8 protein-coding genes and 2 pseudogenes are annotated in these 12,534 nt (G+C 61.6%); 5 read left to right on the forward strand and 5 right to left on the reverse strand.

The window, feature by feature from the left end; all coding sequences use genetic code 11:
- Positions 1 to 358: 358 nt before the first annotated feature.
- Together BVER_RS12635 and BVER_RS12640 are read left to right on the forward strand one after the other, a co-directional pair.
- Positions 359 to 1,090, forward strand: coding sequence for a gluconate 2-dehydrogenase subunit 3 family protein (locus tag BVER_RS12635; protein ID WP_050453592.1), 732 nt, complete (start codon positions 359 to 361; stop codon positions 1,088 to 1,090).
- A gap of 3 nt (positions 1,091 to 1,093) precedes the next feature.
- Positions 1,094 to 2,873 (forward strand): annotated as a pseudogene (locus BVER_RS12640) (GMC family oxidoreductase).
- Between the two features lie 33 nt (positions 2,874 to 2,906).
- Here the strand turns inward: BVER_RS12640 and ubiE are convergent.
- From ubiE to BVER_RS31490, 5 genes are all read right to left on the reverse strand, one after another.
- Positions 2,907 to 3,638 (reverse strand): bifunctional demethylmenaquinone methyltransferase/2-methoxy-6-polyprenyl-1,4-benzoquinol methylase UbiE, encoded by a 732-nt coding sequence (gene ubiE / locus BVER_RS12645; RefSeq protein ID WP_050453593.1) that lies wholly within the window; start codon positions 3,636 to 3,638, stop codon positions 2,907 to 2,909.
- A gap of 105 nt (positions 3,639 to 3,743) precedes the next feature.
- On the reverse strand, positions 3,744 to 4,154 hold the full coding sequence (locus BVER_RS12650; RefSeq protein ID WP_050453594.1) for a gamma-butyrobetaine hydroxylase family protein: 411 nt from the start codon (positions 4,152 to 4,154) through the stop codon (positions 3,744 to 3,746).
- A gap of 7 nt (positions 4,155 to 4,161) precedes the next feature.
- Positions 4,162 to 4,596: an HIT family protein gene (locus tag BVER_RS12655; RefSeq protein WP_050453595.1), complete on the reverse strand. Its 435-nt coding sequence runs from the start codon at positions 4,594 to 4,596 to the stop codon at positions 4,162 to 4,164.
- A 35-nt stretch (positions 4,597 to 4,631) separates the two neighbouring features.
- The gene (locus tag BVER_RS12660; protein ID WP_050453596.1) at positions 4,632 to 8,738 is read right to left on the reverse strand and encodes a DUF3683 domain-containing protein; all 4,107 of its coding nucleotides are present in this window, start codon (positions 8,736 to 8,738) and stop codon (positions 4,632 to 4,634) included.
- Complete coding sequence (locus BVER_RS31490) at positions 8,735 to 8,887, reverse strand: hypothetical protein (protein WP_157056036.1); 153 nt, start codon at positions 8,885 to 8,887, stop codon at positions 8,735 to 8,737. The genes BVER_RS12660 and BVER_RS31490 overlap by 4 nt, the downstream gene beginning before the upstream one ends.
- 366 nt (positions 8,888 to 9,253) lie before the next feature.
- On the opposite strand from BVER_RS31490, the gene ilvA reads away from it, so the two are divergent.
- The 3 genes and pseudogenes from ilvA (at position 9,254) to queF (ending at position 12,533) form a co-directional block, all read left to right on the forward strand.
- On the forward strand, positions 9,254 to 10,777 hold the full coding sequence (gene ilvA, locus BVER_RS12665; protein ID WP_050453597.1) for a threonine ammonia-lyase, biosynthetic: 1,524 nt from the start codon (positions 9,254 to 9,256) through the stop codon (positions 10,775 to 10,777).
- A 19-nt stretch (positions 10,778 to 10,796) separates the two neighbouring features.
- Positions 10,797 to 11,712: pseudogene (locus BVER_RS12670) on the forward strand (5'-nucleotidase).
- Positions 11,709 to 12,533, forward strand: coding sequence for an NADPH-dependent 7-cyano-7-deazaguanine reductase QueF (gene queF / locus BVER_RS12675; RefSeq protein WP_050453598.1), 825 nt, complete (start codon positions 11,709 to 11,711; stop codon positions 12,531 to 12,533). Before BVER_RS12670 ends, queF begins: the two are co-directional and overlap by 4 nt.
- Position 12,534 lies beyond the last annotated feature (1 nt).

The raw sequence follows: 12,534 nt of genomic DNA on the forward strand, positions 1-12,534 counted from the left end.
ATCGGCGAAGTTCCAAACTCCCAGGAAACCATTCAGATCAATATTGCTTCTGGGAGTTCTGGGAAACACGATCTTCCGGCGGCCCCTTGCCACCCTTGACTTCGACTAATTCTGAAGGGCCGACTCTTTACTCTTTACACTGCGCCCCGACGAAGCGAACACAGGATCGGGGAAGCGATAAAAATCCGTTCGCGCCAGCCTCACAAATCAAGTTGTCCGCCCGACGCGCAGCCAGCCTCGAACCCGTTCGATGATGCACGCAACCCGGGCGCGTCCCCCGCTCCGCCCGGGCGTGCGGCCGCTCCATCGACATGGGGAGACCGTTCGCGCACGCATGTCCCCCATCACGAGAACGAAGATGTCGAACGATCAGGAGCCGCGCCGCCGCTTCTTGCGACAGGTGCTGGCCATCGTGCCCGCCGCCACTGTCGGCACGGGTACGGCGCTCACGCAGACCGCGTGCAGCAGCCCGACCGAAACGTCGAGCGCCGCCGCAGCAAGCAGCAAACCCTACTCGCCCACCTACTTCACCGATGCCGAGTGGACCTTCATCAACGCCGCCGTCGATCGTCTGATTCCCGACGATGAACACGGTCCCGGCGCGCTGAAGGCAGGCGTCCCCGAATACATCGACCGTCAGATGGAAACGCCCTACGGCCACGGCAAGCTGTGGTACATGCAAGGGCCGTTTCATCCGGATCAGGCGCCCGAAATGGGCTACCCGATGAACCTCGCGCCGCGCGATATCTATCGCCACGGCATCAAGTCGTGCGACGACCATTGCGCCAAGCACTTCGGCGGCAAGACCTTCGCGCAACTCGATCAAAAGACGCAGGAACAAGTGCTCGGCGAAATGGAGCACGCCAAGGTCGAGTTCGACTCGGTGCCCGCGCGCACGTTCTTCTCTTACCTGCTCGGCAACGTGAAGGAAGGCTTCCTGGCCGACCCGATCTACGGCGGCAACAAGGACATGGTAGGCTGGAAGATGATTGGCTTCCCCGGCGCAGGGGCGGACTTCATGGACTGGATCGAACAGCCGGGTGTCAAGTACCCGTACGGTCCGGTATCGATCGACGGCAGGCGGGGGTAAGTAGTGGCTATCAAGAAAGATAAGGTCGATTGCGTGATCGTCGGCTTCGGCTGGACGGGCGCGATTCTCGGTCAGGAACTGACGGACGCGGGCCTCAACGTGGTCGCGCTCGAGCGCGGCGCGATGCGCGACACGCCGACGGATGCAAACTATCCGAAGGTTATCGACGAACTCAAGTACGGCGTGCGCGGCGCGCTGTTCCAGGACCTTTCGAGCGAGACGGTCACGATCCGTCACGGCGTGAACGATCTCGCGGTGCCGTATCGCCAGAACGGTTCGTTCCTGCTCGGCAACGGCGTGGGCGGCGCGGGCTTCCACTGGAACGGCATGCACTATCGGATGCTGCCGGAAGAGCTGCAATTGCGCACGCGTTATGAAGAACGCTACGGCAAGAAGTTCATCCCCGAAGGCATGCAGGTGCAGGACTTCGGAGTGACCTACGACGAGATGGAGCCGTTCCTCGACTTCGCCGAAAAGGTGTTCGGTACGTCGGGCAAGGCGGGTAATCTCAACGGTCAGATCCAGAAAGGCGGCAACCCGCTCGAAGGCGCGCGCAAGAATGAATTCCCGACCGCGCCGCTGAAGAACGGTCTCGGCGCGCAACTGTTCGAAAAGGCCGCGCGCGAAGCCGGTTTCAATCCGTATCCGGCGCCGGCCGCGAATGCATCGGAGTCCTACACGAATCCGTACGGCGTGCGCCTCGGACCGTGCAACTTCTGCGGCTTCTGCGAAGACTTCGGCTGCTACATGTACTCGAAGGCATCGCCGCAAACGACGATTCTTCCCGTGCTGCTCAAGAAGCCCAACTTCGAATTGCGCACGAAGTCGTACGTGACGAAGGTGCTGCTGTCGCCGGACAAGAAGCGCGCGACGGGCGTCACCTATATCGACGCGCAAGGTCGCGAAGTCGAGCAGCCGGCGGATATGGTGATCGTCGGGGCATTCCAGATGCACAACGTGCGTCTCTTGCTGATGTCGGGCATCGGAACGCCTTACGATCCGATCTCCGGCAAGGGCACGATCGGCCGTAACTTATGCATATCAGATGAACGGCGGCATCAACGTGCTGCTGCCCAAGGGCACGCAACTGAACCCGTTCGTCGGTTCGGGCGCGGGCGGCGTCGGCCTGGACGATTTGAACGGCGACCAGTTCGATCACGGCCCGCTCGGCTTCGTCGGCGGCGCAAGCATTCGCTACGTCCGCACGGGCGGCCGTCCGATCAAGCAGGCGCAGACCATTCCGGGCACGCCCAACTGGGGCAGCGGCTGGAAGGCGGGCGTCACGGATGCGTATCAGCGCTACATGACCATCGGCATTTCCGGGTCGGTGATGCCGTACCGCGACGCGTATCTCGACCTCGATCCGACATATCGCGATGCCTACGGTCTGCCGCTGCTGCGCATGACCTTCGACTGGCACGACAACGAATACGCGATGCTCGGCCACATGGGCGATCGCATGGAAGAAGTCGCGAAGGCGATGAATCCGGAGAAGTATTTCCGCGCCATCCGCAAGAAGGGCCAGCACTACGACGTCCGTCCGTATCAGTCGACGCACACGACGGGCGGCGCGGTGATGGGCACGTCGCCGGAAACGTCGGTCGTGAACAAGTATCTGCAAAGCTGGGATGTACCGAACGTGTTCGTTACGGGCGCGTCCGCGTTCCCGCAGAACATGGGCTACAACCCGACGGGCATTGTCGCCGCGCTGGCGTTCCATACGGCGAAGGCGATCCGCGAGCAGTATCTGAAGAACCCGGCCGCTCCGCTGGTGCAGGCATAAGGGAACATTTCGAATCCTCTAAAGAGTGGAACATCAAAATTTTGTCCCGACGTGTAACGCTACCACGCCACCTGACAAATTGTAATATTCGACTCGATCCAGGCCAGCTTGTTCCATCATTGTTTTCAAAGTTTCCTGGTCCGGATGCATGCGGATCGACTCCGCGAGATAGCGATAGCTGTCTGCATCCTTCGCCACTTTTTCGCCAAGCCACGGCAAAATCTTGAAACTGTAGATATCGTACGGCTTTTTGAGCGGTTCCCAGACTTTCGAAAATTCCAGGACCAGCAATTTCCCGCCCGGCTTCAGCACACGGCACATTTCGGCGAGCGCGCTGTCCTTGTGGGTCATGTTACGTAAACCGAATACAACTGTAATGATATTGAAATATTTGTCCGGAAAGGGAATCTTCTCGGCGTCGCACAGCAGCGCGGGCGTCATCACACCCTTGTCGATCAGCCGGTCGCGGCCCACGCACAGCATCGATTCGTTGATATCCGTGTGCCAGACTTCGCCCGTCTCGCCCGCCTGCTTGGCGAAGGCCATCGCCAGATCGCCGGTGCCGCCGGCCAGATCCAGCACCTTGTAGCCCGGCCGCACCTTCGCCTGACCGATCGTGAAATGCTTCCAGATCCGATGCAATCCGCCGGACATCAGGTCGTTCATCAGGTCGTAGTTGCTCGCGACGGAGTGGAACACGCCCGCCACTTTCTTCGCCTTGTCCTGCTCGTCGACCGTTTCGTATCCGAAGTGCGTCTTGCTCATAGCGCTCTTTCCTCGCCTGTTGTTCGTTTTGCTGTCGTTCTCTTGGCTGCGCAATCCGCGCGCCGGACATGCGGCGTTATGCCGCAGCGTTGATTCTCGTCGATCTCAATGACAGTGGCCGCCGGAAGGCTTCGCCGCCATCGGCGCGTCGCGCTCGACGCCCGCCGCTTCCAGCTTGCCGAGATATTCGCGCCACAAGTCGTCCTGACGCGTCGCCAGGTTGTACAGGATGTCCCACGAATAAATGCCCGTGTTGTGGCCATCGGAGAAATTCAGTTGCAGCGCGTAATGCCCGACCGGATCGATACCTATGATCGTCACGTCGCGCTTGCCCGTTTGCAGCGTTTCCTGTCCCGGCCCGTGGCCCTGCACTTCGGCGGAAGGCGAATACACGCGCAACAGCTCGAACGGCACGCGATACGACTCGCCGTCGGCATATTGCAGTTCCAGCACGCGGGATTTGGAATGAAGAACGACGCCGGTGGGAATCGGCGTCGTGGATGAAAGTCCGCTCATGATGATCTTATTGAACGCCGAATGCCTGATTCAGCTCGTTGCGAATCTGCTCGACCATCAGCGTCGCCTGCACGCGGCGCCGGGACAGCAGAACCTCGGAGACCGTGCGCTGACGCGGCGCCCAGATCGGCAGCGGAAAGCGCGAATCGTTCGTGAAGCGCGGAATGACGTGCCAATGCACATGCGGCACTTGATTGCCGGGACTCGCCAGATTCATCTTGTCCGGCACGAGCACGCGGCGCATCGCCCGTTCGACGATATTGACGGCGGTCATCACGCGGATGCGGTCGTCGTCGGAAAGATCGGACATTTCGGCGACGTGCGCGTTCCAGATCACGCGACACAAACCCGGCCAGTCCGGTTCATCGGCGAGGACGACGCGCATGACGTCGTCCTTCCACAGCACCTCGCCGCCGTCTTCACGGCAAAACACACAGTCCATCTTGAACCTCTAGCGAATCAACCTCGATTCCGCTATTACACCAGTACGCGCTCGATACCGCCATTGTTCGCGCGTTCGACGTACTGCTCCATCCAGTTCTCGCCGAGCACCTTGCGCGCGACTTCCACGACGATATAGTCCGCCTCGACATTGGCGTCCTCGTTGTAGCGCGACAAACCTTGCAGGCACGACGGGCAGCTCGTCAGGATCTTCACGTCTTGCCCGCTTGCTCCGTTGACAGGCTGCGGACCGTCGCCGGCCTTCAGCACCGAGCCCGGCTGCGCGCCAGCCGCACCGGCCGATGCGTTCGCGATATTGATCGCGTTCGCGCCCGCTTCGGCAACGAGCGGAATGCCGCGCAGCTTCGCGGCGCCCTTGCGAATCTCCTCTTCCTTGCGGAAGCGGACCTGCGTGGAGACGTCCGGACGCGTCACCGCAAGCGTGCCCGACTCGCCGCAGCATCGATCGTTCTTCTCGATCTTGTAACCGTCATTTTTTGCGCCCATCAGATCATTGACGAGCTTGACGGGGTCCATCGTCTTGATCGGCGAGTGGCAAGGATCGTGATACATGTAGCGCGTGCCGGTCACGCCTTCCAGCTTGATGTTCCTCTCAAGCAAAAATTCGTGAATGTCGATGATCCGGCAGCCGGGGAAAATCTTCTCGAATTCATAGCCCGCGAGCTGGTCGTAACACGTTCCGCACGACACCACGACGGTTTTGATATCGAGATAGTTCAGCGTATTCGCGACGCGATGAAACAGCACGCGATTGTCCGTGACGATCTTCTCCGCCTTGTCGAACTGACCCGAGCCGCGCTGCGGATAACCGCAGCACAGATAACCCGGCGGCAACACGGTCTGCACGCCCGCTTCCCACAACATCGCCTGCGTGGCGAGTCCGACCTGCGAGAACAGACGCTCCGAACCGCAGCCAGGGAAATAGAACACGGCTTCCGAATCGACCGTGGTCGTCTTCGGATTGCGGATGATCGGGACGATCTTGTTGTCCTCGATATCCAGCAGCGAGCGCGCCGTTTTCTTCGGCAGATTGCCGGGCATCTTCTTGTTGACGAAGTGGATCACCTGCTGCACGACCGGCGGCTTGCCGACCGTCGCGGGCGGTTTCGCCGTCTGCTTCTTGACGATCTTCTTTAGCATGTCGTTGCCGAAGCGCTGCGCCTTGTAGCCGACGCCCATCATCGCAGTGCGCGCGAGGTTGATCGTCTGCGGATTGATCGCGTTCAGGAAGAACATGCCCGCCGCGTTGCCCGCGTTGAACTTCTTCTTGCCCATCTTGCGCAAGAGATTGCGCATGTTCATCGTGACATCGCCGAAGTCGATCTTCACCGGGCATGGCGTCACGCATTTGTGGCAGACGGTGCAGTGATCGGCGACGTCGTTGAATTCGTCCCAATGCTTGATCGACACGCCGCGCCGCGTCTGTTCTTCGTACAGGAAGGCTTCGACCAGCAGCGAGGTCGCGAGAATCTTGTTGCGCGGGCTGTAGAGCAAGTTCGCGCGCGGCACGTGCGTGGCGCACACCGGCTTGCACTTGCCGCAGCGCAGGCAGTCCTTGATCGACTCGGAAATCGCGCCGATATCCGACTGCTGCATGATCAGTGACTCGTAGCCCATCAGCCCGAACGACGGCGTGTACGCGTTGCGCAAATCCGCGCCGTCGAACAGCTTGCCCGCGTTGAAGCGGCCATTCGGATCGACGCGCTGCTTGTACGCGCGGAAATCGCTGATTTCGTCTTCGGTCAGGAATTCGAGCTTCGTAATGCCGATGCCGTGCTCGCCCGAAATCACGCCGTCGAGCGAACGCGCGAGCTTCATGATGCGCGCCACCGCGTGATGCGCGTCCTGCAGCATCGCGTAGTTGTCGGAGTTGACGGGGATATTCGTGTGCACGTTGCCATCGCCCGCGTGCATGTGGAGCGCGACGAACACGCGTCCGCGCAGCACTTGCTTGTGGATGGCTTGCGCCTCGTCGAGGATCGGCTTGAACTCGCCGCCGTTGAAAATCTGGCGCAATTCCGCGCGAATCTCCTGCTTCCACGAAATGCGCACCGTGCGATCCTGCGCGATATGAAACACCGTCGCGTCCGGCTGCACGTCGACGCGATCCGCGAACTTCTCCGCGAGCGCTTCGTAGCCGAGATTCAGCAGATAGTGCTGTGCCTCGCGCAAGGGCATATCGAGCTTGTCGCCGACGAACAGCCAGCGTTCGCGCACGCGCTTGAGCAGATCGAGCGCTTGTTGCACGCGGTCTTCGAGCAGTTCGGCGCTGGGGATTTCGTTCGCGTCGTCGGTCTTGCCGAGCGGCAGCTTGCCGTTGCGGAAAAACGCTTCGAGCGCATCGACGAGTTGCAGCTTGTTCTTCAGCGACAGTTCGATATTGATCCGCTCGATGCCGTCCGTGTACTCGCCCATGCGATTGAGCGGGATCACGACGTCTTCGTTGATCTTGAACGCGTTCGTATGCTTGGCGATGGCCGCCGTGCGCGAGCGATCGAGCCAGAAGCGCTTGCGCGCCTCGGCGTTCACCGCGACGAAGCCTTCGCCGCTCTTGCCGTTCGCCATGCGCACGACTTCGGAGGTGGCTTGCGCGACCGCATCGGCGTCGTCGCCGACGATATCGCCGATCAGCACCATCTTCGGAAACGCGTTGCGCTTGCTCTTCGTGGCGTAGCCGACCGCGCGCAGATAGCGTTCGTCCAGATGCTCGAAACCGGCGAGAATCGCGCCGCCCTGCTTCGACGTTTCGAACAGATAGTCCTTGATTTCGACGATGCTCGGAATCGCGTCTCGCGCCTGACCGAAGAATTCGAGGCAGACCGTCCGCGTATGCGCGGGCATCTTGTGCAGAATCCAGCGCGCGGACGTGATCAGCCCGTCGCAGCCTTCCTTTTGCACGCCCGGCAGACCGGCGAGGAATTTATCCGTGACGTCCTTGCCCAGCCCTTCCTTGCGGAACACGCGGCCTTTGATGTCGAGGTTTTCGCTGCGAATCAGCTTCTCGCCCGGCGGACGATTGCCGTCGAACCAGTCGAGCCGGAAGCGTGCCACGTCGACGTCGTGAATCTTGCCGCAGTTGTGCTCAAGACGCGTGATTTCGAGCCAGTTGCCTTCCGGATCGACCATGCGCCACCACGCGAGGTTGTCAAGCGCCGTGCCCCACAACACCGCCTTCTTGCCGCCCGCGTTCATCGCGACATTGCCGCCGACGCACGATGCATCGAGCGAAGTCGGATCGACCGCGAACACGAAGCCCGCCTGCTCCGCCGCTTCCGTGACGCGCCGCGTGACCACGCCCGCGCCCGAGAAAATCGTCGCGACCTTGTGATCGACGCCCGGCAAATCCGTCATTTCGACCGGACCGAGCTGTTCGAGCTTTTCCGTGTTGATGACGGCGGAGAACGGCGTCAGCGGAATCGCGCCGCCGGTGTAGCCGGTGCCGCCGCCGCGCGGAATCACGGTCAAACCCAGTTCGAAGCACGCCTTGATCAGCCCGGCGATTTCCGCCTCCGAATCCGGCGTGAGCACGACGAACGGATATTCGACGCGCCAATCGGTCGCATCGGTCACGTGCGCGACGCGCGACAGGCCGTCGAACTTGATGTTGTCCTTCGCCGTCTGCTTGCCCAGCACGCGCGATGCGCGGCGGCGCAGATCGGCCATGCGGCCGAATTCCGCGGCGAATTCATCGACGGCAATGCGCGCTTTCGCCACCAGCAGTTGCACGCGCGCGGCGCGTTCGGCGCTGCCGGATTCGGCGCTGTGCTCGGCCAGATCTGCGTGACGGCGTTTCTCAATTTCCGCGAGACGGTGATTCAGCGCCTCGACCAAAAGCGCGCGACGCTTCGGGTTGTCGAGCAGATCGTCCTGCAGATACGGATTGCGGCGCACGACCCAGATATCGCCGAGCACTTCGTACAGCATGCGCGCCGAGCGGCCGGTGCGGCGTTCCGCGCGCAGTTCGTCCAGCGCCGCCCAGGCTTCGTCGCCGAGCAGACGCATGACGATTTCGCGATCGGAAAACGACGTGTAGTTATAGGGAATTTCGCGCAGACGGGGCTCGATATCGAGCGCCAAGGCGGCATGGGCGCCGTTCGGATCGAAGGCTTGAGGTGCGTTCATGTTCGACGGTTCGGTGTGCCGGTGCGCGCTTCAAGGGGAGCGCTGCAACCGGCGATGCGCGTGGGGGCGCAGATTTTCGAATGAAACTTTTCTAGTGCGAAGGCGGCGGAACCGCGCGTGGCGGTGTTCGGCAACACGACGAGAATCATCACGGCGCCTTCGATGTGCCCGCTACCGGGATCAACTCGAACGCCACGATCGCGTGTGACGCGCATGCCGTTCCGCCGCGGGATGAGCCTCGCGGGAGACATGCGTCAGTAAATCGATCCGAAGCTGCCGGTGCATCTGCCGATCCTGATTGCCGATTTGTAAAGGGAAATTCTAACCCATCGCGATAAAGCACGTTCGCCGTTGCTAGCAGCGAGAAGGGGCATTTGCGCGAGCATTTTCGACACAGATCAGCACTTTTGCGCACTTTTATGCGTCCGTCCGGTCGGTCGATTGCCGTGCGGCCGGAAAATCGCGCTTCACGCGCTATCATTTATGTTTTCGCCCACGAAATGTAGCGCAGCCGCATGACACATCCTGATTATCTGAAGAAAGTGCTGACCGCGCGGGTCTACGACGTCGCGCGCGAAAGCGAACTGGAACACGCGCGCAACTTGTCGGCTCGTCTGCACAACGCGTTCTATCTGAAGCGCGAGGACAACCAGCCGGTGTTCTCGTTCAAGATTCGCGGCGCGTACAACAAGATGGCACAACTGCCCGCGGACGTGCTCGCGCGCGGCGTGATTACGGCGTCGGCGGGCAATCACGCGCAAGGCGTGGCGCTGTCGGCGGCTCGGCTCGGTTGCCGCGCGGTGATCGCCGTGCCGACCACGACGCCGCAAGTGAAGATCGACGCGATTCGCGCCCACGGCGGCCCGACCGTCGAAATCGTGCTGGCGGGCGAATCGTATAGCGACGCCTACGCGCGCGCCGTGCAGCTTCAGGAAGAGCGCGGCCTGACCTTCGTGCATCCGTTCGACGATCCGGACGTGATCGCCGGACAAGGCACCGTCGCGATGGAAATTCTGCGTCAGCATCAGGGCCCGATTCACGCGATCTTCTGCCCGATCGGCGGCGGCGGACTCGCGGCGGGCGTCGCGGCGTACATCAAGGCGGTGCGGCCGGAGATCAAGGTGATCGGCGTGCAGACCGAGGATTCCTGCGCGATGGCGAAGTCCATCAAGGCGGGCGAGCGCGTGACGCTTTCCGAAGTCGGCCTGTTTTCGGACGGCACGGCGGTGAAACTCGTCGGCGAGGAAACCTTCCGGCTGTGCCGCGAATTGCTCGACGACGTCATCACCGTCGATACGGATGCCCTTTGCGCCGCCATCAAGGATGTGTTTCAGGACACGCGCTCGGTGCTGGAACCGGCGGGATCGCTCGCGGTGGCGGGCGCGAAGGTGTATGCGGAACGCGAAGGCATCGAAGGCAAGACGCTGATCGCGGTGACGTCGGGCGCTAACATGAACTTCGACCGCATGCGCTTCGTCGCGGAGCGCGCGGAAGTCGGCGAAGCGCGCGAAGCCGTGTTCGCCGTGACGATTCCCGAAGAGCGCGGCAGCTTCCGCCGCTTCTGCGAACTCGTCGGCACGCGCAGCGTCACGGAGTTCAACTACCGGATCGCCGATCAAAGCGCGGCGCATATCTTCGTCGGCGTGCAGATCAAGTCGCGCAAAGAGACGGCGCAGATGATGTCCGCGTTCATCGAGCACGGTTTCGCGACGGTCGATTTGTCGCACGACGAGCTCTCGAAGCAGCATATTCGCTACATGGTCGGCGGCCATTCGCCGCTGGCGCGCGACGAGCGTTTGCTACGTTTCGAATTCCCGGAGCGTCCGGGCGCGCTGATGAAATTCCTCTCGTCGATGGCGCCGGAATGGAACATCAGCCTGTTCCATTACCGGAATCAGGGCGCGGATACGAGCTCGATTCTCGTCGGCATTCAGGTGCCGCAGGCGGACAACGCCGAGTTCGAGCGCTTCCTCGCGACGCTCGGTTATCCGTGGTGGGACGAGCAGGGCAATCCCGTGTACAAGCTTTTCCTCGCCTGAGATCGACCGAGACCCGCCGATGCCGAAGTTCACGCTCGAAGACAAACTCGTGGTCGCGATTTCATCGCGCGCGCTGTTCGACTTCGAGGAAGAGAATCGCGTGTTCGAGGCGGGCGATCTCGCGCAGTACGAAGCGCTGCAGCGTTCGCGGCTGGAAACGCCCGCGAAACCGGGCGTCGCATTCGGGCTGATCCGGAAATTGCTGGCGTTGAACGCGGACGAGCAGCGCGTCGAAGTCGTGATTTTGTCGCGCAGCGATCCGATCAGCGGCTTGCGCGCGTTTCATTCGTGCCGCGAGCATGGGCTGGCGATCGAACGCGGCGTGTTCACGCGCGGGCGCTCGCCGTTTGCGTATTTGCGGCCGTTGCGCGCGTCGCTGTTTCTATCGGCGAATCCGGACGATGTGCGCGATGCGCTCGACGCCGGCTTTCCCGCCGCGCGCGTGCTGCCGGTCGAAACGCCGCGTGCCGCGAACCGTTACGCGGACGAAATCCGCATCGCGTTCGATGGCGATGCCGTGCTGTTTTCCGACGAAGCCGAACGCGTGTTTCAAAGCAACGGCCTGAGCGCGTTCGTCGATTCACGAAACCGGCAAACGCGAATCGCCGTTGCCGGGCGGACCGTTGAAACCGCTGCTGGCCGCGCTGAACAAGCTGCAACGCATCGCCGACGATCACGACGATCAGCCGATGCATATCCGCACCGCGCTCGTCACCGCGCGCTCCGCGCCCGCACACGAACGTGCGATCCGCACGCTGATGGCCTGGGACATCGATATCGACGAAGCGATGTTTCTCGGCGGACTTGACAAGGGCGAATTCCTGCGCGAATTCGAACCCGACTTTTTCTTCGACGATCAAATTCGCCACTGCGAATCGGCTCGTGTCGTCACGGCGACCGGGCATGTTCTCAGCGGCATAGCGAACGCATCATGACACCCGAACAATCACCGCTCGGCAAGCCGACTCACTACACCGAACAGTACGACGCGACGCTGCTGTTTCCCATCGAGCGCCAGACCGCGCGCGATGCGATCGGCGTGCCCGCGCGCCTGCCCTTTTTCGGCACGGATATTTGGAACGCGTACGAACTGTCGTGGCTGAACATGCGCGGCAAACCGCAGATTGCGGTGGCGACGTTTTTCGTGCCGGCCGATTCGCCGAATATCGTCGAATCGAAGTCGTTCAAGCTGTATCTCGGCTCGTTCGCGCAGACGCGTTTCGATTCGATCGACGACGTGCGCGCCGCGATCAAGCGCGATGTATCGGCGTGCTGTGGCGCGACGGTTTCCGTTCAGTTGGCCGCGCCCGCCGACTTCGCCAAGCTGTCGATGGAAGAATTCGACGGCATGCCGCTGGATCGGCTGGATCTGGAATGCGAGGTGTATGTGCCGGATGCGTCGCTATTGAAAGCCGCGCACGACGAAGCGCCGATCGACGAGACGGTGTTTTCGAATCTGCTGAAGTCGAATTGCCCGGTGACGGGTCAGCCGGATTGGGGCAGCGTGCAGATTCGCTACTACGGCACGCAGATCGATCACGCGAGCTTGCTGCAATATATCGTGTCGTTCCGCGAACATACGGGGTTTCATGAGCAATGCGTCGAGCGCATTTTCATGGACATCATGCGGGAATGTAAGCCGGAGCGGCTTGCTGTGTACGCGCGTTATACGCGGCGCGGCGGGCTGGATATCAATCCGTTTCGGACGAACTTTAATTTGCCGATGCCGGATAATGCGCGGTTGGCACGGCAGTAAA

It is taken from the genome of Candidatus Burkholderia verschuerenii, assembly GCF_001189365.1.
Lineage (GTDB): Bacteria > Pseudomonadota > Gammaproteobacteria > Burkholderiales > Burkholderiaceae > Caballeronia > Caballeronia verschuerenii.

What these genes read in the sequence shown, in the direction of transcription:
- ilvA (WP_050453597.1), top strand. Translation starts at nt 9,254, where the DNA reads ATGACACATCCTGATTATCTGAAGAAAGTGCTGACCGCGCGGGTCTAC.
- BVER_RS12660 (WP_050453596.1), bottom strand. Translation starts at nt 8,738, where the DNA reads ATGAACGCACCTCAAGCCTTCGATCCGAACGGCGCCCATGCCGCCTTG.
- queF (WP_050453598.1), top strand. Translation starts at nt 11,709, where the DNA reads ATGACACCCGAACAATCACCGCTCGGCAAGCCGACTCACTACACCGAA.
- ubiE (WP_050453593.1), bottom strand. Translation starts at nt 3,638, where the DNA reads ATGAGCAAGACGCACTTCGGATACGAAACGGTCGACGAGCAGGACAAG.
- BVER_RS12635 (WP_050453592.1), top strand. Translation starts at nt 359, where the DNA reads ATGTCGAACGATCAGGAGCCGCGCCGCCGCTTCTTGCGACAGGTGCTG.
- BVER_RS12650 (WP_050453594.1), bottom strand. Translation starts at nt 4,154, where the DNA reads ATGAGCGGACTTTCATCCACGACGCCGATTCCCACCGGCGTCGTTCTT.
- BVER_RS12655 (WP_050453595.1), bottom strand. Translation starts at nt 4,596, where the DNA reads ATGGACTGTGTGTTTTGCCGTGAAGACGGCGGCGAGGTGCTGTGGAAG.
- BVER_RS31490 (WP_157056036.1), bottom strand. Translation starts at nt 8,887, where the DNA reads ATGATTCTCGTCGTGTTGCCGAACACCGCCACGCGCGGTTCCGCCGCC.